At 54.4% G+C, this 21,923-nt stretch carries 21 protein-coding genes and 2 pseudogenes; 16 read left to right on the forward strand and 7 right to left on the reverse strand.

All coding sequences use genetic code 11. The annotated features are described in order from the left end of the window. Positions 1–9: 9 nt before the first annotated feature. The 5 genes from GAP13_RS02900 (at position 10) to GAP13_RS02920 (ending at position 4,192) form a co-directional block, all read left to right on the forward strand. Complete coding sequence (locus GAP13_RS02900; protein WP_158906010.1) at positions 10–225, forward strand: heavy-metal-associated domain-containing protein; 216 nt, start codon at positions 10–12, stop codon at positions 223–225. A gap of 144 nt (positions 226–369) precedes the next feature. Next, positions 370–1,068, forward strand: coding sequence for a response regulator transcription factor (locus GAP13_RS02905; RefSeq protein WP_158906012.1), 699 nt, complete (start codon positions 370–372; stop codon positions 1,066–1,068). Next, the gene (locus GAP13_RS02910; protein WP_158906014.1) at positions 1,065–2,492 is read left to right on the forward strand and encodes a sensor histidine kinase; all 1,428 of its coding nucleotides are present in this window, start codon (positions 1,065–1,067) and stop codon (positions 2,490–2,492) included. The genes GAP13_RS02905 and GAP13_RS02910 overlap by 4 nt, the downstream gene beginning before the upstream one ends. 99 nt (positions 2,493–2,591) lie before the next feature. Continuing rightward, positions 2,592–2,855 carry a helix-turn-helix domain-containing protein gene (locus GAP13_RS02915; protein WP_158906016.1) on the forward strand — a complete coding sequence of 88 codons (264 nt, stop codon included), beginning with the start codon at positions 2,592–2,594 and terminating at the stop codon, positions 2,853–2,855. Positions 2,856–2,857: 2 nt separating this feature from the next. Then, a complete protein-coding gene (locus tag GAP13_RS02920) occupies positions 2,858–4,192 on the forward strand; it encodes a type II toxin-antitoxin system HipA family toxin (RefSeq protein WP_158906018.1) in 1,335 nt (444 codons plus the stop codon). Positions 4,193–4,222: 30 nt separating this feature from the next. On the opposite strand, the gene GAP13_RS02925 is transcribed toward GAP13_RS02920, so the two are convergent. Continuing rightward, positions 4,223–4,561 carry a thioredoxin family protein gene (locus GAP13_RS02925; RefSeq protein ID WP_158906020.1) on the reverse strand — a complete coding sequence of 113 codons (339 nt, stop codon included), beginning with the start codon at positions 4,559–4,561 and terminating at the stop codon, positions 4,223–4,225. A gap of 72 nt (positions 4,562–4,633) precedes the next feature. Beyond that, a complete protein-coding gene (locus GAP13_RS02930) occupies positions 4,634–5,281 on the reverse strand; it encodes a peroxiredoxin (protein WP_158906022.1) in 648 nt (215 codons plus the stop codon). A 312-nt stretch (positions 5,282–5,593) separates the two neighbouring features. Here GAP13_RS02930 and GAP13_RS02935 point away from each other — a divergent pair, with 312 nt between their 5' ends. The 4 genes from GAP13_RS02935 (at position 5,594) to GAP13_RS02950 (ending at position 9,667) form a co-directional block, all read left to right on the forward strand. Continuing rightward, positions 5,594–7,192 (forward strand): sigma-54-dependent Fis family transcriptional regulator, encoded by a 1,599-nt coding sequence (locus GAP13_RS02935; RefSeq protein ID WP_158906024.1) that lies wholly within the window; start codon positions 5,594–5,596, stop codon positions 7,190–7,192. A 172-nt stretch (positions 7,193–7,364) separates the two neighbouring features. Next, the gene (locus tag GAP13_RS02940; protein WP_158906026.1) at positions 7,365–8,126 is read left to right on the forward strand and encodes a basic amino acid ABC transporter substrate-binding protein; all 762 of its coding nucleotides are present in this window, start codon (positions 7,365–7,367) and stop codon (positions 8,124–8,126) included. A gap of 1 nt (position 8,127) precedes the next feature. After that, complete coding sequence (locus tag GAP13_RS02945) at positions 8,128–8,952, forward strand: amino acid ABC transporter permease (protein ID WP_158906028.1); 825 nt, start codon at positions 8,128–8,130, stop codon at positions 8,950–8,952. Beyond that, a complete protein-coding gene (locus GAP13_RS02950) occupies positions 8,933–9,667 on the forward strand; it encodes an amino acid ABC transporter ATP-binding protein (protein ID WP_371709451.1) in 735 nt (244 codons plus the stop codon). The genes GAP13_RS02945 and GAP13_RS02950 overlap by 20 nt, the downstream gene beginning before the upstream one ends. A 73-nt stretch (positions 9,668–9,740) precedes the next feature. Here the strand turns inward: GAP13_RS02950 and GAP13_RS02955 are convergent, their stop codons facing one another. Beyond that, positions 9,741–10,196, reverse strand: coding sequence for an OsmC family protein (locus tag GAP13_RS02955; protein WP_158906032.1), 456 nt, complete (start codon positions 10,194–10,196; stop codon positions 9,741–9,743). A 230-nt stretch (positions 10,197–10,426) separates the two neighbouring features. Between GAP13_RS02955 and GAP13_RS02960 the strand changes: the two genes are divergently transcribed. Together GAP13_RS02960 and GAP13_RS02965 are read left to right on the forward strand one after the other, a co-directional pair. Beyond that, positions 10,427–11,890, forward strand: a complete 1,464-nt coding sequence (locus GAP13_RS02960; RefSeq protein ID WP_158906034.1) for a TldD/PmbA family protein — start codon at positions 10,427–10,429, stop codon at positions 11,888–11,890. Then, positions 11,887–13,338, forward strand: a complete 1,452-nt coding sequence (locus GAP13_RS02965) for a metallopeptidase TldD-related protein (RefSeq protein WP_158906036.1) — start codon at positions 11,887–11,889, stop codon at positions 13,336–13,338. The genes GAP13_RS02960 and GAP13_RS02965 overlap by 4 nt, the downstream gene beginning before the upstream one ends. 43 nt (positions 13,339–13,381) lie before the next feature. On the opposite strand, the gene metK is transcribed toward GAP13_RS02965, so the two are convergent. After that, on the reverse strand, positions 13,382–14,572 hold the full coding sequence (metK, locus tag GAP13_RS02970; protein WP_158906038.1) for a methionine adenosyltransferase: 1,191 nt from the start codon (positions 14,570–14,572) through the stop codon (positions 13,382–13,384). Positions 14,573–14,876: 304 nt separating this feature from the next. Beyond that, positions 14,877–15,137: pseudogene (locus GAP13_RS13290) on the reverse strand (transposase); the annotation flags it as partial. A 515-nt stretch (positions 15,138–15,652) separates the two neighbouring features. Between GAP13_RS13290 and GAP13_RS02980 the strand changes: the two are divergent. The 5 genes from GAP13_RS02980 to GAP13_RS13255 all read left to right on the forward strand — a co-directional run bounded on the left by GAP13_RS02980 (position 15,653) and on the right by GAP13_RS13255 (position 20,792). After that, positions 15,653–16,000, forward strand: coding sequence for a transposase (locus tag GAP13_RS02980; RefSeq protein ID WP_158906042.1), 348 nt, complete (start codon positions 15,653–15,655; stop codon positions 15,998–16,000). After that, the gene (locus tag GAP13_RS02985) at positions 15,997–16,323 is read left to right on the forward strand and encodes a hypothetical protein (protein ID WP_222126130.1); all 327 of its coding nucleotides are present in this window, start codon (positions 15,997–15,999) and stop codon (positions 16,321–16,323) included. Before GAP13_RS02980 ends, GAP13_RS02985 begins: the two co-directional genes overlap by 4 nt. Positions 16,324–16,516: 193 nt before the next feature. Further along, positions 16,517–16,882, forward strand: coding sequence for a methylglyoxal synthase (locus tag GAP13_RS13245; RefSeq protein ID WP_306769188.1), 366 nt, complete (start codon positions 16,517–16,519; stop codon positions 16,880–16,882). Then, positions 16,803–16,985 (forward strand): hypothetical protein, encoded by a 183-nt coding sequence (locus GAP13_RS13250; RefSeq protein WP_306769189.1) that lies wholly within the window; start codon positions 16,803–16,805, stop codon positions 16,983–16,985. Before GAP13_RS13245 ends, GAP13_RS13250 begins: the two co-directional genes overlap by 80 nt. Positions 16,986–17,114: 129 nt before the next feature. Then, positions 17,115–20,792: a UvrD-helicase domain-containing protein gene (locus tag GAP13_RS13255; RefSeq protein ID WP_306769190.1), complete on the forward strand. Its 3,678-nt coding sequence runs from the start codon at positions 17,115–17,117 to the stop codon at positions 20,790–20,792. 430 nt (positions 20,793–21,222) lie between these two features. Here the strand turns inward: GAP13_RS13255 and GAP13_RS03000 are convergent, their stop codons facing one another. Together GAP13_RS03000 and GAP13_RS03005 are read right to left on the reverse strand one after the other, a co-directional pair. After that, positions 21,223–21,450, reverse strand: a complete 228-nt coding sequence (locus GAP13_RS03000; protein WP_158906046.1) for a hypothetical protein — start codon at positions 21,448–21,450, stop codon at positions 21,223–21,225. 45 nt (positions 21,451–21,495) lie between these two features. Next, positions 21,496–21,923, reverse strand: a pseudogene (locus GAP13_RS03005) (hypothetical protein); the annotation flags it as partial.

A 21,923-nucleotide genomic window follows, 5' to 3' on the forward strand; every position in this document is an offset into this window, starting at 1 on the left:
GGTAGTAGTATGAAAAAACTGCTTACAATCGAAGGAATGAGCTGCGGACATTGTGTCATGCATGTAAAGTCCGCGCTCGAAGAAGTACCCGGAGTAGCGAAAGCGGAAGTCGATCTGATCAAAAAAAGCGCAATGGTTGAAGGCGAGGACCTCAACGACATTGCGCTAAAGCATGCTGTTACAGAAGCAGGCTATCGTGTAAGCGCAATTTACGGCAGGCACTGATCCTGGCGATCGGCTTTTCGCGCAAGAAAATCAAGATTCGGGCATGTTTTCGCAGATGCGAGGCATGCCCGCTGTCGTTTGCGGAAAATTGGTTCTACCATTATATTTCGGTTATATACCCGTCCTTGCTTGTGGAGGTTCATTGTGTCGGCAAAGATTCTTGTCGCCGATGATGAAGAGAAAATTGCAAAAATGGTGGCAACTTACCTTGAGGCTTCCGGATTCCAGCCAATCCTCGCGTATGATGGATTGCAGGCTCTTCACGCTTTCAGGGAACACCTTCCTGATTGCATCATCCTTGACATCAATATGCCGGGACCAAACGGGCTCGATGTCGCTCGCGAAGTAAGGAAAACATCATCAGTTCCGATCATATTCCTCACAGCCCGAGCTGATGAACTTGACAGAATTGTCGGGCTGGAATTGGGTGCCGATGATTATATTTCCAAACCTTTCAGCCCGAGAGAACTGGTAGCCCGCGTCCGGGCCATTCTTAGGCGAACCATGCAATCCGGCAAGGATACCAGCCAGACAGAACTGCTTCGACACGGGCCTATAGAAATTGACTTGAAAAAGAGGCTGGTTCGAGTTTCCGGAGAAACCAAGGATCTCACGACCATACAGATCGACATTCTCAGCTTCCTCATGCGCGAACCAGGGAGAGTCTACAGCCGAATGGAAATTCTTGAAGCATGCATTGGTTCCGCATACGAAGGATACGAGAGAACTGTCGATGCTCATATAAAAAATATAAGAAAAGCTCTGGGCGATGACAGCGATAACCCTAAATTCATAGCTACGGTGAGAGGTGCTGGATACAAATTCATGGAGCAGCCAGAATGAAACTCAGGGTTCGCTTGTCGATGTACTTCCTGCTGGTAATCTGCGTTGTCGCAGGGAGCTCTCTGATTTTTATCCAGCATACGACCGAAAATCTCTTTCGTTCATTCATTTTTTCGGGCGATTCCGAAAAAGCCAAAATCTATGCGACGATTCTTGCAGATTACTATGCAGAGAACAAAGGATGGCAGGACCTTCAGTCTTTTTTATCAGAAATACCGCAAATTGCCTTCTCGGGAATCGACAGGCGCATTCATGGCGGGCAGGGCACACTCCGTATTTCCGGGTACCCCGAGAAAACCATCAGCGCGCTTCTCTCGGACCGGATCGCGGTAGCTGACAAAAATGGAGTCATTGTCGCGGATACTGCCGCCAAAATACTGCACACAGTTCATCCTGCCTCGCATCTCAAATATGGAATCCCGATTTTTGCGAACTCAGAGCATGTCGGGACTGTACTTGTCGGGTCAATGATCGATTCATCCATTACAGGAATCAATGAGCGTTTTTTGAGCTCGATAGTCACGTCTCTCATTTGGGGCGTATTGATTTCAGCAGGCCTTGCCCTATTTCTCGGCCTCATTTTTTCCGCCCAGGTGACGAAGCCCATTGTATCTCTTACCGGTGCTGTCCATCACGTTGCCGAGGGGGACTTGTCCATTGTTGTAAATGCGGAGGGCAATGACGAGATAGCGGATCTTGCAAAGTCATTCAATCGGATGATCGAAGAACTGAAACGACTGGAAAATGCAAGAAAACAAATTATTGCAGATTCAGCACACGAGCTCAGAACACCTGTTACCCTTATTCAAGGAACCATCGAGGGAATGATTGACGGAGTCTTCCCGATCGACATTCCGACGCTCAAGTCAGTTCATGAAGAGACTGTGAGGCTTTCTCGTCTCATTGACATGCTGCGGGAGCTGGAGATCATCGAATCCGGCAAACTTGTCCTTTCGCTGGAAACAATAAATGTCATGGATATCCTTCACAAAGCCGAAGCTCTTTTTGCTTCATCAGCCAAGGAGAAGGATATTGCCCTATCAGTTGATCCCCCCGACGCGCCGCCCCTTATAAAAGCGGATTATCTGCGCTTGAGCGAGGTTATCTATAACCTCATCTCGAACTCGATAAAGTACACTCCCTCGGGCGGAAGAGTGCGCCTGCGCACCAAAAATGACGAAAAGCGGGCTGTTACCCGCATCTACGTTGAAGATTCAGGGCCTGGAATCCCGGCTGAGGAACGAGAGCGCATTTTCGAGCGCTTTTACAGGATAGACAAGTCCCGTTCTCCAGATAGGGGAGGCCGGGGGCTTGGCCTCGCCATTGCGAGGGAAATAGTAAAAGCGCACGGCGGAAATATTGCTGTGACAGATTCCGAATTGGGCGGGGCGGCTTTCATTATTGAAATGAAAGCCGCCAGCTGAACCCTATAAGGTATATATTTGACAAATACCCTATGAGGTATTATCATTCTTTATGCCCTATAAGGGATACAAACATGTGATTCGATGCAGGAGCAGCGTATGACGTATCTCGTCACCACTACGCATCAGCTTGCCATGGCCCTCAAAATCGCACGGAAGACGCTCGGCCTGACGCAGGCGCAGGCGGGCGCTCTGGTAGGCCTTCTCCCTAAGACAATATCAGCTCTTGAAAATCGCCCCGAATCTTGTTCCGTCGACAGCCTGTTCAGACTCTTATCTGCATTGAATCTCGAGCTATCACTGTCTCCCAAGGCTTCATCTGAGCCTGAAAGTACTTCAATGCAAGCTCAGGAAGGATGGTGATTATGCCACGTTTATCGAAAAATCGTTCTCTTTGTATCTGGATGAATGGGCTATATGTAGGCAGATGGAGCATAAACAGACAGGGCAAGCATGAATTCCAATATGACGCATCGTGGCTTGATTCGCCGGAAGCCCGTCCTGTTTCTCTTTCTTTGCCACTCGCTCCTGCTGATTTTGTTTATTCGGGGAAAATTGTAGAGTCGTATTTTGAAAACCTCTTACCGGACAGTACCGAGATCAGGCAGAGAATCCGAGCTCGTTTTGGTGCTGCTTCCTTGTCAAGTTTTGACCTTTTGGCTGAAATTGGACGAGATTGCGTCGGCGCTCTCCAAATTCTTCCCGAATTCGAAGTTCCTGGAACATCGGAAGTCCTTGAAGCCCGTGAAGTCAATGAATCTGAAATCGAATCAATCCTCAATCGAATTACATCTAACGGACCAATGTTCCAGGCATTTGATGATGCTTTTCGAATATCTATAGCAGGAGCCCAGGAAAAGACTGCAATGCTGTTTCATGGGGGGCAATGGAAGGTCCCTCTTGGTTCGACACCGACAACACATATCCTCAAACTGCCGCTAGGGCGCATCGGCGCTGCCGGCATAGATATGAGTACATCAATCGAGAACGAATGGCTCTGTTCCCGGATTGTTTCTTCGCTTGGCCTTGCTACAGCAAAATGCGATATTGCCAGGTTTGGTGATGCCAAGGTCCTCGTCGTGGAACGATTTGATCGAAGATTCGCGCATGACGGCCAATGGGTACTGCGAATCCCTCAAGAAGATTTCTGTCAGGCCAATGGATACTCCTCCAGCCAGAAATATGAAGCTGATGGAGGGCCAGGCATTGTCAGCATTATGAAATTCCTTCTTGGATCTCAGAATCCACAGCGCGATCGCGAAGCTTTCTTCAAAGCACAAATAGTAAACTGGCTTCTTGCCGCCCCGGATGGTCATGCAAAAAATTACAGCGTTTTCATAGAACGACAGGGACGTTTCCACTTGACTCCGATGTACGATATTATGTCTGCATATCCTGTTATCGGACACGGCAAAAATCGCATTCCACCGGAACACCTCAAAATGGCCATGGCATTTGTCGGCAAGAATCGGCACTATGAATGGGACAAAATACGACTCAGCCACATTCGAGAAACGGCAAGACGCTGCGATTATGAAAGAGATGCAGAGGAGCTCATTCTTTCGCTTCTCTCGCGTGTTCCCGGCGCTCTTTCCGAGATTTCTTCCACGCTGCCCGAGAGGTTCCCCGAATCAGTAGCGGAGCCCATATTGAATGGCATGCTGAAAGCGGCACAGCGCCTTGCGCATGAAGTGTCATAGAGTATCGTATTCTTTCCTTAAAACGCAAAATTACACTGCGCTCTCGAAAATCATACTGTAATATCGGTCAATTTTCGCACCCAATTCCATGATGCCAAAATTCCGCGCCTCCCGGATCAGCTCCTTGCCTTTGAAATAGACAAGGACCGCGGGCACGGAGTAGACCGAGAGCTGGCCGCGGGCTTCGGGGATTGCATCGATATCGACATAGTACATGGGCAGGTTCGGGAAATGCGACTGAACCAGCTCGATCACCTTGGGCTTGAGGCTTTTGCACACACCGCATGAAGGAGCGGAGCAATAGAACAGCACTGCCTCGTTTTGCTGGATGAGTTGCGTTATTTCGTTATATGACTGAACAGGTTTCACAAGGATGAAATATAGCGAAAATTGAATGAATAGCAAAGGGCGCCCGTTGCGGTGCAGGGGCGCCCTTAAAAATCACAGCGCTTTGTGGCAGAACCACCAGTCGTATCCGTCGTACTCCTTGAGGCGGGTAGCGGCTTCAGTAACGGTTTTAGCCGGAGAGATAATCACGCGATCCTTGATGAGTTCGTTATTGGGCCAGTTAGCAGGGACTGCTACATTATTTTTGTCGGCGACCTGGAGTGCTTTTACCGCACGCAGGACTTCTTCCATATTGCGTCCGATTTCCTGTGGATAGTAGATGACAAGGCGTACTTTGCTCTGTGGATCGACAACGAATACCGCGCGAACGGTGTTGGTGCCTTTGCCGGGGTGCAACATGCCGAGTGCGTTGGCAATGCTGTCATTCGCCGCGGCGATGGGGAAAGTGATTTCTACTCCGAGCTTTTCCTTGATCCACTCGATCCATTTGATGTGGCTGAACACCTGGTCGACCGACATGCCAATAAGCTTGACGCCGAGTTTTTCGAATTCGGGCATGAGGCGCTGGAAGCCGACGAATTCGGTTGTGCAGACGGGCGTAAAGTCTGCCGGGTGGCTGAATAGAACGAACCAGCGCCCCTTGAGGTCGCCAGGCAGGTTCATGACGCCCTGTGTCGTCTGCAGGGTAAGGGTCGGGAAATCGTCTCCGAGCAATGGCATGTGGAAGTTTTGCTGTTCCATTTTGAATCTCCTTGATAGATGAGATAGGGCCGGCTCGATGCCGGTCCAGCGCTGCTGAACATCGTCTCTGCCAATAATGCAGCAACTTGTTCAGCGAAGCGCTTGGGCTTACATGTGTCACAAGCAACCATTGGATATATAGCAAATATTGTGCCAAAATTTCAGTATTAATGAGAAAATGGCAATAATTCTATTTATTTCATGTTTTATAATGGATTATAAAAAGAATACAAGCACGCGCGCCTTTCAAAAAACCACTGAAAATTGATTTTTCGGATTGACGATAACGATATTTCGGTGTATATTGACTATATGTCGTTTAATAACGATATTTCGTTGCAACGGCGTCCGGATGCCCAGCCACTCGAGCTGCTCAGCCCCGAACGCACGATGGAGATTGTGCTCGAGGCTCTTCGGGAGCTTGTTGAATATGAGCTTGCTGTGGTAATGAGGCTCGAAGCGCCGGATCGACTTGTGGTGCGCAAGGCTGTCGGACCACTCTATACGCCGCGCCTCGAAGGGTATTCAATCTCGCTCACCCGGCGCCAGGACATCGCTCGCCTGCTCGAACATAAGGAACCAAAGCTCTTTGGTGAGCACGAAGCACATATTGATACCTACTACGATATTCTCGATCTGCCTAATGGACACTCCTGTCTGGTAGCGCCCCTCTATATCGAATCCACGCTGATTGGGCTTTTGACGCTGGATCATCGGGCATGCAATCGATTCAGTCCTTCTATTGTGCGCTTTATTTCGACAATCTCCAAGCTTATTTCTGTGTCGATGGTGCAATCGGATGCTTCTCGTTCGCTCATGGAAAAGACGCGGGAGCTTACCGAAGAGCGCAATCGTCTTCTGGACGAATCAGCGGATGCATTCAGGGATCTGGTTGGCGTTTCGGCTGTCTGGCGGCGCGTTCTTGATGCAGTTCGGCTTGTGGCAGTCGCCGATGTGCCTGTCTTGCTGACCGGAGAAACAGGAACGGGGAAAGAACAGGTAGCGCGCAAAATTCATCAGCTGTCGCATCGTGCTTCTGGCCCTTTTATCGCAGTAAACTGCTCGGCACTGGTTTCGAGCCTGGCGGAGAGCGAGCTTTTCGGGCACGAGAAAGGTGCCTTCTCCGGCGCAGTCGCAATGCGCCGTGGGCGATTCGAGCTGGCCGATGGAGGAACACTCTTTCTTGACGAAATCGGCGACCTTCCTCTCGAATTGCAGCCAAAACTGCTCCGCGTTCTTCAGGACGGTAAATTCGAGCGTGTGGGAGGCGAGCATTCAGTCGCGGTGGATGTGAGAATCATCGCTGCGACAAATATCGATCTCGAGTCAGCGATTGCCGCCGGAAAATTCCGCGAGGACCTATGGTATCGGCTTCATGTATTTCCCATCCATTTGCCGCCGCTGCGCGAGCGCGACGAAGATGCCGCATTGCTAGCAGAGTATTTCGTATCACAGATCCGTCGACGGCCTGGCTTTGAGTCTCTGGCTCTTTCTCCTTCTGCGATAGAGCGGATTCTGGCAACCGAATGGCGTGGGAATGTCCGTGAGCTCCGAAATGCTATAGAACGTGCGGCCATCCTGGCTCGGGGAGGTAGTATTTTTGCTGAACATCTTGTGCCAGCAACCAATGCTTACCAGGCCCGCCAAGCTCAAGGAGCATACCAGGCCGATAGCGCTGCCACCTCAGCTTCAACAGCTATTTCTGAGCCGTCTTCAATGTATTTCCCACCTCTTGATGATGCCTTGCGAGCCCACATCATTGCTGCGCTCAAAAAATCAGGGGGAAAAATCTATGGTTCAAATGGCGCTGCATCCCTTTTAGGCATGAAGCCGACAACCTTGCAAAGCAAAATGAAAAAGCTTGGCATTCGCAGCAGCAGCTTTTCTGCGCCACCTGATACAAAGCCATAGAGAAGTACGCGGGACCATAGAGTTTTTGGGCATGCGCGGCTTTGCGCGTGCGCTGCTTCGTGCACTCGCGGTTTCAATATTTATGCTGCATTCTTGACACTATATGCAAATCGCCATATCCTCACTATAAAACCATTCAGCCTACGGCTGTTTGGGCAAAAGGAGCATGCATATGAAGAAATCATGGCCTGTTTTCGCTTCGGTCATTCTGATTGCAATCGTTGCGCTTGGCGTTACAAGTCTTTCATCTTGTGCAAAAAAAACCACTAAGATCACGGTCGCAACCGATGCTACGTGGCCGCCCATGGAGTATGTCGACGAAAACAAGAACATCGTTGGATTCGATATCGACCTCGTGAATGAAGTAGCAAAAGCTGCGGGCTTTGAAGTCGAAATCAAGAACACCGCATGGGACGGCATTTTCGCAGGTCTCGCCGCGGGCAATTATCAAGCCATCGCGTCCTCGGTTACGGTTACCGACGAGCGCAAGGCCACGATGGACTTCTCCGAGCCCTATGTGAACGCTGGCCAGGTTCTTGTCGTGCGCAAAAATACCACTGGCGTTACTACTCTTGCTGACATGATCGGCAAGAAAGTCGGCGCTCAGATTGGTACCACAGGCGCCATCGAAGTCGGCAAAGTGCAGGGAGTCGAGCTCAAGACCTACGATGAAGTCGGTCTTGCGTTCGAAGATCTCGCAAATGGAAATATCGACGGCGTCGTTGCTGATTCGCCCATTGCAGCCAATTTCGCGCTCCAGAATGCTTCCTATAAAGAGAAACTCATGATCGTCGGCAAGCCCTTCACTGATGAATGGCTCGCCTTTGCCTTCAAGAAAGGCGATACCAAGACGCAGAAGCTCTTCAATGATGGTCTTGCTAAGGTCAAATCATCCGGAAAACTCGACGAACTCGTAAAGAAGTGGCTGCAATAGGATGATGAAGGGCTCTCCTCTCTCCGGACGGGACTCGAAAAATCCCAACCAGACAACTATCAATGTCACCGACGGCACCCTCATCCCGCTCAAGGATGAGGGGAGCCTTTTGTCGGCATGGAATATATCGTTTTTCGGAGCAGTGGCGTTGCTCGTTATCCTCCCGCTGTTCAGCCCCGACCCCTACCTGCGCATCCTTTCATTCGTCCCGGACGGGCTTGTCGCGACGTTCTCCGTCACCCTCATTTCGATTTTCTTCGCGCTGTTGATCGGGCTGTTCGCGGGCCTCGGGCGCATTTCGCAAAAGCTGTTTATCAACCGTATTGCCACGGTGTATGTTGAAGTGATTCGCGGCATTCCTCTGCTTGTGCAGCTGTTCTACATCTATTACGCGCTTGGCCCACTCCTCAGGCTGAAAGGGCCCCCTGCCGCCATTCTTGCCATGTCGATCTGCTACGGAGCGTACATGGCCGAGATTTTCCGCGCCGGTATGCAGGCAATCCCAAAGGGGCAGATGGAAGCCGCCCTTGCGCTTGGCATGTCCCGCTCCATGGCGATGCGCAAAATCATTATTCCCCAGACTATCAGGATTATCCTGCCGCCTATCGGGAATGAGTTCATCGCGCTCCTCAAGGACTCATCTCTGGTCTCAATCCTTGCAGTCTCGGATCTACTGCGCCGAGGGCGGGAATATGCATCGACTTCATTCAGGTATTTCGAGAGTTATACAATAATTGCGCTCATTTACCTTGTGATGACGCTCTTTTTCTCGCGTCTTGTGGGAATGATGGAAGAAAGGCTGAGGCATCGTGGAAAAGTACATTGAAATAAACAACGCTGTAAAAAGCTTCGGCTCTGTGAAGGCGCTCTGTGGAGTCAGCCTTACCGTGAAAAAAGGCGAAGTGGTCCTCGTCATTGGACCTTCGGGCTCGGGCAAGAGTACGCTTCTACGCTCAGTCAACCGCCTGGAGCGCCTCGATTCCGGCGAAATTTTCATTGATGGCGAGAGCGTCACCGACCCGAATGCCGATATCCGCCATATCCGCGAAGAAGTCGGCATGGTCTTCCAGAGCTTCAATCTTTTTCCGCACCTGACCGTGATCGACAATATCACCCTTGCGCCTATCACTGTGCTTAAAAAAACCAAGGACGAAGCAATCGACCAGGCACGCAGCCTCCTTGCAAAAGTCGGTCTCTCCGATAAAGAAAAAGCCTGGCCCGAACAGCTTTCCGGCGGCCAGCAGCAGCGCGTCGCCATCGCTCGCGCCCTCGCCATGAACCCGAAGGTCATGCTCTTCGACGAGCCGACCAGCGCTCTCGACCCCGAGATGATCAAGGAAGTCCTCGATGTCATGACCGAGCTCGCGCGCGAAGGCATGACCATGCTCGTCGTCTCCCACGAAATGGGCTTTGCACGGGCCGCCGCGAACCGCATCATTTTCATGGATGCTGGTCAGATTGTCGAAGAAGCCCCGCCCGAAACGTTTTTTACGTCGCCGCGCGAAGAGCGCACGCGGAAGTTTTTGGAGCATATTCTGTAAGCATCTCCGCAGGAACATGCGCCGCCGGTTCCAGCCAGCGGCTTTTTTATTTGCAGAAGACCCAATCGATGGTCTATTCTTTTGCAACCTTTACTTCGATATCGGTATCGGCGCGGATATTGTCGGTAACCGGGCAGCGGTTTTCGGTTTCCTTCATCCATTCTTCGATCTGGGCGTCGGTAGCGTCTTCGAAGTCGGGCGTGATATTCACCATAATCTTTTGAAAGCCCGCTCGCTCTTCGAAAGAGCAACCGAGGAATGTGCATGGATTCATGACGCCTTCGATTCTCACCTTCATGCCGTGAAGAGTGAGACCTTTCTGCCTGGCAACTTCGTGGCCGGTGACATTGAGGCACCCGGCAAGAGCCATAAGCAGCACTTGTACCGGGGATGGACCCTGATCAGTCCCGCCCAAGGATTTCGGCTCATCTATTGCAAGCTCGAATTTCCCAGCGCGCAGATTGATCTTCGTAGGGTTCTCGCTCTTTCCCGTAATGAGAACTTTCATTTCCCGCTTTGATGTTTCCATATTGAACTCCTTCGAAATATCTATATATAATAATATAGATATTTTTATAAAAAATCAAATAGTGCATAGGAAATCCGGGCATTCTGAAGCAAGTCTGCAGCATATGTGTATCTGCGCTCTATTATCAGGTCCCCTTCATTTACCCAAGGCTTAAAGAACCTGACATTCCCGTAGGCCGAGCTTTGCTCAATAAGCTTCACCTGCTATACTATTCATTAAAAGGAGCCTCCATGCCCAAAAGAACACACAGTCCATTTCTGCTCGAGGCCAAGCCTGTTCTGGGCGAGGTCATCGAGCACCTCAAACCTTGGTTCGACTATATCAGCGTGCTCGCCACTGACGACCGGGGCCTTTCGTATTTTGCACTCCCCGGCGAAACGCGCACCGCTGAGCCTATGTGGGTGCAGCGGGGTTTTGTTTTCAGAGCGCAGCGCGAAGGCAAGGTTGCTGAATATGCGTGCGCTGTTCTGCCTGGAGCCGCACAGGAAAGTGTCTCTTTCGCATCCACCCGTTCTCGCGCGAGCGCTTCAGCAATCGAGATCGCAGATGCCGTGCGCGCTCGCCTCGACAGTCTGCTTGCCGATCCCACACTTATAGCATTCCCGCAGATTGCGGATGAACCAGCCGCTGCCGAATTTCTCGGCGAAATCGAGGAAGACCCTTTCACTGCTGACCCCGAGGATGTGCTGAGCCGCCTGGCTGTCCTGCGCGAGAAGCTCACCGACGGTAAAGTAGTCGTCATGGCGCAGTCGCGCTATGAATGCGTTGATGTATCGCGGCTTTTTCTTTCGCCAAACCGCTCGCTCATGCAAAGCTTCTTGTGGTCGCAGGCCTATCTGTTTGGCGTAGCCCGTCGCGGCCAGATGTCGAAAATGTCTTACAGGCCCGCTTCCGGCAGAAAAGGCCTCGAAATTTTGCGCGGGCTCGAAACCTCTGTCCCCGAGCTTGCACAAGAACTTGCCGACCTTCTCGAAGCGGTGCCCATGGAGCCTGGCGAATACGAAGTCATCCTCGATCCGGACATGGCAGGGACGCTTGCACACGAAGCCTTCGGCCATGGCGTCGAAACCGATATGTTTTTCAAAAAACGCGCCAAGGCATTGGAATATCTTGGCAAGCGCGTCGGTTCCGACCTTGTGACCATGTACGATGGTGCCGCTGGCGTCGATCAGACCGGCTCGTACCTCTTCGATGATGAAGGCACGCTCGCCACCAAAACTTGTGTCATCGAAAACGGCATTCTCAAGGGCGGCATTTCGGACACGCTCTCGGCGCTCGCGCTTGGAATTCCGCGCACAGGCAACGGCCGGCGCGAAGCATATTCCCACAAGGCCTACGCGCGCATGACGAACACCTATTTCGCGCCGGGAACTTCGACACTCGAAGAGATGATCGCATCGGTCAAGCACGGCTGGCAGCTCTCCCAACTCAATTCGGGCATGGAAGATCCGCGTAACTGGGGCATTCAGCTCATCTGCATGGTCGGGCGCGAGATCAAAGACGGCAAATACACTGGCCGCGTCGCGAGCCCCGTCGTCTGCTCGGGCTATGTCCCCGATGTGCTCTCTGCGGTGAGCATGGTATCGAGCGATTTTGAGCTTGGAGGGTCTGGTGCCTGCGGCAAGGGTCACAAGGAATACGCAAAGGTCTCGTCCGGCGGGCCGTATGTCAAAACAAGAATGAGGTTAGGATGATGATTGCTACAATTCGCGAGGCGATCGCCTCCATCAATGCTCATGACACAATAAAAATCTCTGACTGGCGCCTTGTCGAGCGCAGGCTCGAGCGCCAGGAGCGCTATTATGTAGCCAGCAAGGCCGAACAGGCCCGTGCAGTCGACGAAACGCTGTATTCGCTTACGGTATATGTAGATACAATCGCAAGCGGGGCAGGCGGCTCGGGAGGCACAAGCAGCGGCGCAGGCACGGGCAGCCTTCCTAATGCCGCAAGCGGATCAGCAAGCTCAGCAGGCACGAACAACCCAAGCGCCTCGCCAGCCCTCAAAAAATTCCGCGGCGAAGCCACAATCACCATCCAGCCCACCTTCTCCAGAGCAGAATGCGAGGCCAAAATACGGCAGGCCGCCTTTGCGGCTTCGAAATCGCGCAATCCCTGGTTCGAGTTGCCCGAACCCTCAGCACCCAAAACCTCCGTCCCTGTATCCGGATTTGAAGCTCTGTCCCCAGCGGAGCGCATCGAAACGGTCCGCCATGCATTTTTCTCAGCAGCAAACCGCTTTGGCGGCAATGCGCGCATCAACTCGCTCGAGCTTTTTATCACAAAAGAAACAAAGCGGCTCCTCAATTCGCGCGGCTTTGATTTTGCATCGACCATATGGAGAGGTTACAGCGAATTCGTTGTCGAAGCGGACAGCTCCTCGGGCACTGTCGAGCTCTTTGATGATATTGAATTCTCAGAGCCCGATGCCTCCAGGCTTTCGGAAGCGATTGAAACCCGCCTTGCTCAGGTGCGCGATCGGGCACATGCCGCACCAATGCCTACTCTCCAGGGCCTTTCCGTCATCCTGCGCGGGAAAGAGGCCGAGGAAGTTTTTGGCTGGTTTTTCCACAACTCGCGCACGGAAATGATCTACTCCAAGGCTTCCGCGTTCGAGGCCGGCAAGAGCGTCCAGGAATCCGACAAAGGCGAAGCGCCCGTCGAGCCGCTCGATGTGTTTGCAGAGCCTGTAATTAGCGGCCTCCCCTCCTCTTCAGCCTTCGATGCGGATGGCTTTCCGCTCGAGCGCACTGCGGTCATTGAAGATGGAATACTCAAGACGCTCATTGGCTCCATTCGCCATGCAGACTGGCTCGGCGTGCCTCGAAAAGGCGCATTCGGGCTCTTTTCGGTATCGCCGGGTACGATGAGCCTCGACGAGATGCACGCAGCGCCCTACCTTGAGCCAGTGATGTTCTCGGATTTCCGGCTGGATCCTGTAACTGGCGATTTCGGCGCAGAAGTGCGGCTCGCCTACTATTTCGACGGCGCAAAGGTCGTCCCCGTCACAGGCGGCTCGATCTCGGGCTCACTGAGCGCGCTTCGTGCGGCAATGCGCCGCAGCAAAGAAGTGGGTCTGGCTGCCCATTCGCTCTGCCCGAAGGCTGTCATGCTCCAGGGCGTGATTATCACCGGCGCTTGCTGAAACTTGGGTTTTCCGAGGCACCACAAAGCCCTCGGCCCGGATCTTACCGAATCGCTTTGTGCAGCGCTTCGATTTTATCGGTCTTTTCCCAGCTGAAACTGTCGCGGCCAAAATGCCCATAGGCTGCAGTCGCGCGGTAGATGGGATTCTTGAGCTGGAGCGTTTCGATAATGCCTCGCGGCGACAGGTCGAACACCTTCAGGATGGCCTGCTCTATCGCGAACTCATCGACCTTTGCGGTTCCGAATGTTTCGACGAGCACGGAGATCGGCTCTGGCACACCGATTGCATACGCGAGCTCGAGCTCACAGCGATCCGCGAGGCCTGCAGCGACCACATTTTTTGCGATATATCGCGCCATATACGCCGCCGAGCGGTCTACCTTAGAGGGATCTTTCCCTGAGAACGCCCCGCCGCCGTGCCGCCCCATGCCGCCATAGGTGTCGACGATGATTTTGCGCCCGGTCAGGCCGGTATCGCCGGCAGGGCCGCCGATGACGAAGCGGCCCGTTGGGTTTATAAAGTACCGCGTCCGCTCGTCAAGAAGGCCAGTCGGCGCAAGCACTGGCTTAATCACCTTTTCGATGAGCGTCTGACGAATTTCCTCATATTCGAGATAGTGTCCGGAGCCATTTATCTCATCGTGCTGTTGAGAAAGGACCACAGCAGATATGCGTACAGGCTTGTGCCCGTCATATTCAACCGTAACCTGGCTCTTGCCATCGGGGCGCATCCAGGCGATCTCTTTCGCTTTGCGGACTGCGGAAGCTTTCTGAAGTATCTTGTGAGCCAGGATGATTGGTGTTGGCATGAGCTCGGGCGTTTCATTGCAGGCAAAGCCGAACATCATGCCCTGATCGCCAGCGCCCTGCTTGCCTTCATATTCTTTGAGGCCATGCCCTTCGACTCCCTGCGCGATGTCCGGCGACTGGTTATGAATCGAATTCAGCACCGCCATCGAAGCCCAGTCGAGGCCGTACTCAGGATTGTCATAGCCAATTTCACGAACCACCGAGCGCGCGACTTGCTGGATATCGACATAGGTATGCGTGGTTATCTCGCCGCCGACAAGGACGAGACCGGTTGTCGTAAAGCACTCGCATGCAACGCGGCTATGCTTGTCTTTGGCCAGGCATGCATCGAGTACTGCATCGGAAATCTGGTCACAGATTTTGTCAGGATGACCTTCGGAAACAGATTCGGACGTAAAAGGACGAAGAAGAGGTTGTGTCATTTGAGCCCTCTTTAGCTGGAATTTCTTGCCCGCCCGCAATTCGGATAACTCGGCGGGACCAGGCCACTTGGAAGATTTCTGCTGGTCTGGTTTTCTACGCAAGTGTAACGAGGACCTCAAATTTGGTCAAGTCGCGACCAATTCGCCGACTAAAATATTTCAATTTCATGCAAGTGAAGTCTCCTGAAAAACCCTGATTTTGCTTTCATGCGGCTTGAGCTGCATGGTTTGACACAATATGCTGCGCTCTCAGCAACCTGGAGATAAGGGAAACAAGCAGCGCAAAAAAGGCGCTCGCCGTCTTTCGCAAGAGCCTGCCCAGATTCATGACGAGGAACACCATCATGATCGTGCTTTCACTCGTCGCTTGCAGCCTAGTCATGATCCTGTCGAGGCTATAGCGCCGTTTGCCCTCGACCGCATTCCGCATCCGTTCATCCTGACGCGCAATGCGCTGCTCCTCGCGCAGCTGCTTTTGATTCTTTGCGATATCCGACAAGGGCCTGCCGAGCTTCGGGCCTGACAGCCGTATCCCCCGCGCTTTGCAGTACTGCAGATTCTCCTTCAGAATCAACGAGCCCAAGGCAACCCGTACCGATATCGCCGGTCTGCTGTTCTGCTCGACAAAGAGCGATGCATAGCAGGCTTCGACCTCGTCCCATGGGATAAGATCAGTCAACCGCGCCCAGCGGTTGGCTCGCCGTAAGCTCCCGCCGAACACCATGTCAAACTTCTCGAATTCTGCTACCTTTTCCTTCTTTCGATACATGGCTCGCCTTTCAAGTGCACGGGTGTTTGAAGCGTTGCCTTATTTTCTGTGCACTTTTGAGGCTTAGTATAGCATTTATTCTATTATTAGAGGCTCTTTCAAAAGTCCCTTTGAAAGGGATTTTATGATGGAAAAGGGCGAGGAAATCCTGTAGAATCGAATTAGAAAGAAACGAATCAACAGGAGTGACCTCGCCCATGAAGAGTATAGCAGAAATTCTTGGTGGAATGCAAATCCTTTTGGACCTGAGTTATGATCTGCAGGAGTGCTTTGAAGACTAGCTCACGGGAGAGCACACAGCGTTTCTTGCGATGCTGTGGGTCATAGAAGCCCATATTCCCCCCTTTGAGAAGGTACACTCGAGGCTGGGGCGACCTTCCTATGACGCGTATCCCTTTTTCAGAGCGTTTCTTGCACAAAGCTTTTTCAGGATATCGCCGCTTGGCGGGCTGAGGGCACGGCTATGTGTGGATCACAATCTCAGGCAGATATGTGGCTTTACCGCGATGCCGAGTCTTGCCTCGTTCAGTCGGCGTTTTGCAGAATATGCATCTCTTGCATTGGCAGACCAGCCCTTGCAGAAGATGGTACAGAACTATCATGAAGGCAAAGTGGTAGGACATGTATCTCGCGATTCGACAGCGATTGCGGCAGAGTGACGTTTCTGTACTCGGTGATGGATTCTGCCTATGATGCGTCTCCGATCAGGGAGTATATCAGTGGGAAAGGCCATGTGCCGTTGATTGAGATCAATACACGCCGGGGATGCACTCGGTCATTTTCACCGGCACAAGAAGCGCGCTTTGCGATTAGGACCACGGTGGAGGGGGCGAATGCACACCTGAAGGATTGGCTTTTGCCTGCACAGCTCTTTGTGCGGGGTGTGACCAAGGTAACCTTCCGGCTTTTGTATGGGGTGTTGTGCTTGGCGGCCCTCAAAATTCTGCAGTATTTCATACTTCCTTCGCTGCAGACAGAATGAATATTTCAGCATTGCTTTGATGTGATAGGGGTAGTCTGCACGTTTCACTGGATTGAAGCTGAATTTCTGGCATTCATGCTAAAAAACCCTTCAACATCTCACAATTCGAGGACCCGTGAGCGTAGATCTATCATCTAACCTTTCCAAATGCCTCGACTTTTGCAAAAGGCTCGTACAGATAAATGGAGAATCTTTGGACAGCATAAAACGCATAGCGCTCGTTGCCCACGACAAAGAGAAGCGCGAGCTTGCAGAGTGGGTGCAGTATAACTGGAAAACCCTGGTGAAGCACGATCTCATATCGACCGGCACTACGGGACGCCTCGTCGAGGAGACAATGATCGCCAAGGCAGGCGATGTCCGGCCGGAAGGGCTTCGCCTCACCCTTCTGAAATCGGGCCCCTTGGGCGGTGACCAGCAGGTCGGCGCCCTCATTGCCGAGGGCAAGATCGATATCATGATATTTTTTCTGGGATCCTATGTCTCCCCATCCCCACGACGTCGATGTCAAAGCCCTTTTGAGGATAGCCGTTCTTTACAACATTCCCATGGCTTGTAATCGGTCAACTGCTGATTTTCTAATCTCGAGTTCCCTCTTCAGGGATAGTTACGAGCCTCACGTCAGGGACTACGGCGACTATCTCGCCAGGGCGATTCGATGACTAGGGCCTTTTAGACGCTTAGTGGGTCGCGCTGGGCGGCGGCGCAACAAACGCGGTTGCAGCCGCCCTTTTTTCGTTGGGCCACCATTTTGCTTGCCGCAACTGTGGGCTGCATCTATAATCAACTCTATGCGTATCATTGCTGACCTCCACATCCACTCGCACTACTCCAGGGCCACAAGTCCCAAGCTCACGCCGCCCTATTTGGATCGATGGGCGCGCATAAAGGGCATAAACCTCGTTGGCACGGGAGACTGCACGCACCCGGGCTGGCTCGCTGAACTCATGGAGCAGCTTGAACCAGCCGAGGGTGGCTTCTTTCAACTTAAATCCACGCTGCGACGCGAATTCGATGCCGGGGAGGCGCTCGCGGAGGGCTTGCCCGCGCCGACCGGCGACAGCCCCGTACGCTTCGTCCTCACGGGCGAGATAAGTACGATCTACAGCCGGGATGGCAGGACACGCAAAATCCACCATGTCGTGATCCTGCCGGATTTCGCGGCGGCGGCCGCATTCCAGGCCAGGCTTGAGCGGATGGGCAATGTCTCTTCCGACGGGCGCCCCATACTCGGCGTGGACTCGCGCGACCTCTTCGCCGCGCTTCTGGACGCCGACGAGCGCTCCATCCTCGTGCCCGCTCACATTTGGACACCTTGGTTTTCAGCCCTTGGCGCGCGTTCAGGTTTCGATTCCATCGAAGAATGTTATGGCGACCTTGCACCCCGCATCGGCGCGATAGAGACGGGCCTGTCGTCGAACCCGCCCATGAACTGGGCGGTGAGCGCTCTGGACCGCTTCGCGATTATATCGAATTCGGACGCCCATTCGCCGGAAAAGCTGGGCCGCGAGGCGACGGTCATCGATATGGAAAACTCCTTCGCGGGCCTCGCCGGGGCGCTCACAGGCGGAGGGCCGGCCGGAAGGATCGCCGGAACGGTCGAATTCTTCCCCCAGGAGGGAAAATATCACTACGACGGACACCGCGCGTGCGGCGTTGTCCTGTCTCCGGCAGAAAGCGCGGCCTACGGGGGGCTCTGCCCCGTCTGCGGCAAGCCGCTCACGCCCGGCGTCATGCGTCGCGTCGCAGAATTGGCCGACCGGCCCGTGGACGAGACGGCGTCCTGCCCGCCGGATTACGCCGGCACTAACCGCAGGCCCTACAAATCGCTCATTCCCCTGCCCGAACTGCTGGCTGAGCTTCTCGGCACGGGGAGCGGGTCGAAAAAGGTCGCTGCCGCCTATGGCACCCTTGTGGAGCGCGCAGGGAGCGAGTTTGCCCTCCTTTTGGACCGAAACGAGGCGGAGATTGAGACGCTGGGGACAGCCGGTGTCCCTGGCGAGCTTCTGGCCATGGCCGTCGGTCGCATGCGGTCGGGCCAGGTCTCCATAAAGCCGGGGTACGACGGCGAGTACGGCGTCATTCACGCCTTTGCTCCGGGTGAGCGCATCGAGTCGAAGGCCGGGGCGGGACTTTTTGATGACGAGACGGGTACCGGGGAAGAAGAAACGGCGCCGGCGGGCAGAGCAAGAGCCGGCACGCTGACAGCATCGGAGCCTGCGGGCAGAAAGAAAGACGCGACACCGCCTGCGGCATTGGATAAGGCGCCAAAATCAGTTCCCGAATCCAGGACGGCGGCCTTCGGACTCGACCCGGCGCAGGAAGCGGCAGTGAATCATCCAGGCGGTCCCGCCCTCATCGTGGCGGGGCCCGGCACGGGCAAGACCACCGTACTCGCGCTGCGCATCGCACGCCTCGTCGAAGGGGGGCTCGATCCTTCATCGATTTTGGCGATCACCTTCACGAACAAGGCGGCGGCGGAACTCCGCGGACGCATCGAGGGGACCATCGGCGGAGCGCGGGCAGCGCGGCTTACGGCAGCGACCTTCCATGCGTTTTGCCTGTCGGTGCTGAGGGAACATACAGCCGACGCATCTCTGCTGTCCAGCTTCGGCGTACTCGACGAAGAAGAAAAAACAGCCTTTCTGAACTTGGCGGTTAGGCCCTCTCAGGGACGGGGCGGCTCCGGCCGCGCGGAAGCAAGCCGCACCCTGGCAGACAATGCGCAGACAGACCTCTTACAGGCAAGTCTCACAAAAACTTCCCGCCCTCAGAAAGTCCGGCGTCTCGCCTCATACATAGAGGAGCGCAAACGCTTCCTCCTTCTGCCCGGGGATAGGGTGCCCCGTCTTGGTCCCGGCGCTCCGGACGGTCTCGCCGAACTGGCCGCAGAACTCGGCGTACCACCCCTCGACGTCGATCTGGACGTGGCATATGCGCGCTACCGCGATGAGCTTAAACGGGCGCACGCCCTCGATTTCGACGACCTTGTGGCGGGGGCCGCGAGGCTTCTCGCAGCCAGGCCGGAGATTCTTTCGGCTTACCGCGCTCGATTCCGCGCCATCTTTGTGGACGAGTACCAGGATGTCAACTTCGCCCAGTATGCGCTGCTGCGCCTTCTCGCGCCCGGAACAGATTCAGCCGAACTCTGCGTCATAGGTGACCCGAACCAGGCCATCTACGGGTTCCGCGGCTCGGACCGGCGCTTCATCGAGCGCTTCCTCGCGGACTATCCCGGCGCCGCCATCTATCGCCTGGTCCGGAGCTTTCGCTGCGCACCGGGTATCATCGGCGCCGCAGGTCGCCTCGTGGGGGCCGAACTCGGCGGGTCCGGCACCGTCGTCGCGCTCTCGCGCTGTGAATTTCCGACCGATGCGTCCGAGGCCGAGGGAATCGCACGCGAGATAGACCGGCTCATCGGCGGCACGCGCTTTTTCGCCATCGACTCCGGGGTTGCGGGCTCCGTCGGCGCCGGTTCGGGGGCCGGTTTAGCCTCCCAGGCACACACCGCTTCCCGTGAAGGGCCGGCTCTGTCGAGTCTCGGTGAATGCGCGATCCTCGTCCGCGCAGCGGCGCTCGCCCAACCAATCGAGAAGGCGCTCCTCGACCACGGTATACCGTACCGTTTTATCGGGGATAAACCCTGGTGGGAGGGAGAACCTATCCGGTCGGTGCTTTCTCTCGTGCGTGCCGCGGCCCGGATTGATGTTCGCCCCGATGCAGGGATCAAGCGGGCCGTCGAGGCTACAGCCTGCGCTATCATCGGCCAACACAACACCAGACAGGGGCAAGCCTCTCCAGAAAAGGTGCTCCGCGCGCGGCTTCCCGGGCTTTCCCCTGCCGAAGCGGTGCGCGCCGCGATCGATCTCCTCGATGGGGAAGCGGCCGCTGGCGCCTCCAAGGCCGTGGCCGCAGGAGTCCCGCGAGTGGCCTTCGGTACCAGGCCGGGAGAATCTCTGGAACGTCTCATCTCCCAGGCCTCGCTGTATCCGGACTTTGCGTCGTTCCTGGACGATTTGGCGCTGGGAAGTCCTCAAGACGGCTACGAAGCGCACGCAGAGTGCGTCTCGCTCATGACCATTCACGCCGCCAAAGGCCTCGAATTCGACTACGTCTTCGTGGCGGGCCTGGAAGAGGGGCTGTTGCCCTTCACGCTCTTCGAGGGGCATGGCGGCGCCAGGGCCGGCGACCGAAAAAGCGGGGAAAGCGAAGAAAATAGCGGAGAAGCCGGTAGGGAAGACAGCGCCCGCCGCCGGGAGCGGATCGAAGAGGAGCGCAGGCTTCTCTATGTAGCGATGACCCGCGCCCGGGTCGGCCTGTACCTCTCCTGGGCCCGCTCGCGGCATTTCCTCGGCCGGAAACTCAGCCTTGGTCCCAGCCGCTTCCTCGCCCAGATCGAGGATCTCGTGCCCAAGGTCGAACAGACCCCACCGCGCAAGCCGAAAGAACCACAGCTCGATCTTTTCTGAAGGTGCCTCGACAAAGCTATTCCATGATGAAGGGGCCGTCTTTCCCTCTTGAACTCTGATTGCTATTGTTGATTTGTTTTTGAGGGCGCCGAGTCGCGCTCGACAACTGAGCTATCCAGATAAATTCGGCGAGATGAGCCAGCATACCCTGCCCGTCTTTCATTATGAACAATGGTATGATGAGCATCGACATCCGAACTCTTTTTGGTCGAGGAATAAGGTGGGTGAGGGAAGTCCTTTCAAGAGCACAACGAACCGGTCGAATTACTTTCCCATGCCCTTTCCTTACGACGTAATACTGTTTACTATCTCATAGCATCATACGACAGCCCGGCAAACATAAGACTACCGGGAAAGACGCCAGAATTCAACAAGGCTACTACAAGACGCAGAAGCAGGCTCCTCTTGCCATCATCATGGCGGTAGCTCGTCACCCTACGGTTTCGAGTTTCGGCAGACCTGCAAGGGCCTTTTCTATCTCCGCTTCGGAAAGTTCAAGATTGGAGAGCTTCCCGGGAAAATAATCAGCGTATCTCTGCATGTCCAGCAATCCATAGCCCGAAAGGCTGAAAAGAATAACTTTTTCTTTGCCCTCTTTCTTTGCCTTTGTGGCTTCACGGATAACCTGAGCGAGGGCGTGGCTCGTTTCCGGAGCCACAATGATGCCTTCCGACCGCGCTAAGGTAATTGCAGCCTCGAAACACTAGAGCTGAGGGACGGCGCTGGGGGAGAGTAGGCCTTCCGCCGCGGCCTGGGAAACAAGTGGCGACATGCTGTGGTAGCGAAGCCCTCCCGCGTGCATGGGATGCGGCATGAAGGTGTGGCCAAGCGTGTACATCGCCAGATACGGCGTCATTCCCGCCACATCGCCGAGATCATAGGTGAATTTACCTTTGGTGAGGCTGGGGCACGAAGCCGGTTCGACAGGTATGATCTCAATGTCGGCTCCCTCGATTTTTTTCTTCACGAAGGGAAAAGCGAGGCCCGCGAAGTTGGATCCCCAGCCGACACAGGCGATTATTGTCAAGGTCGGTTTAAATTTTCCGGTTTCAGACTGAACTAACCCCCTATCAGTGGACACGAAGGGGGTGTAGCATGAAGTACCGAAAAGCAGAGAGGGGGAGTATGAAA

This window comes from Rectinema subterraneum, assembly GCA_009768935.1.
Classification (GTDB): Bacteria; Spirochaetota; Spirochaetia; order Treponematales; family Rectinemataceae; genus Rectinema; species Rectinema subterraneum.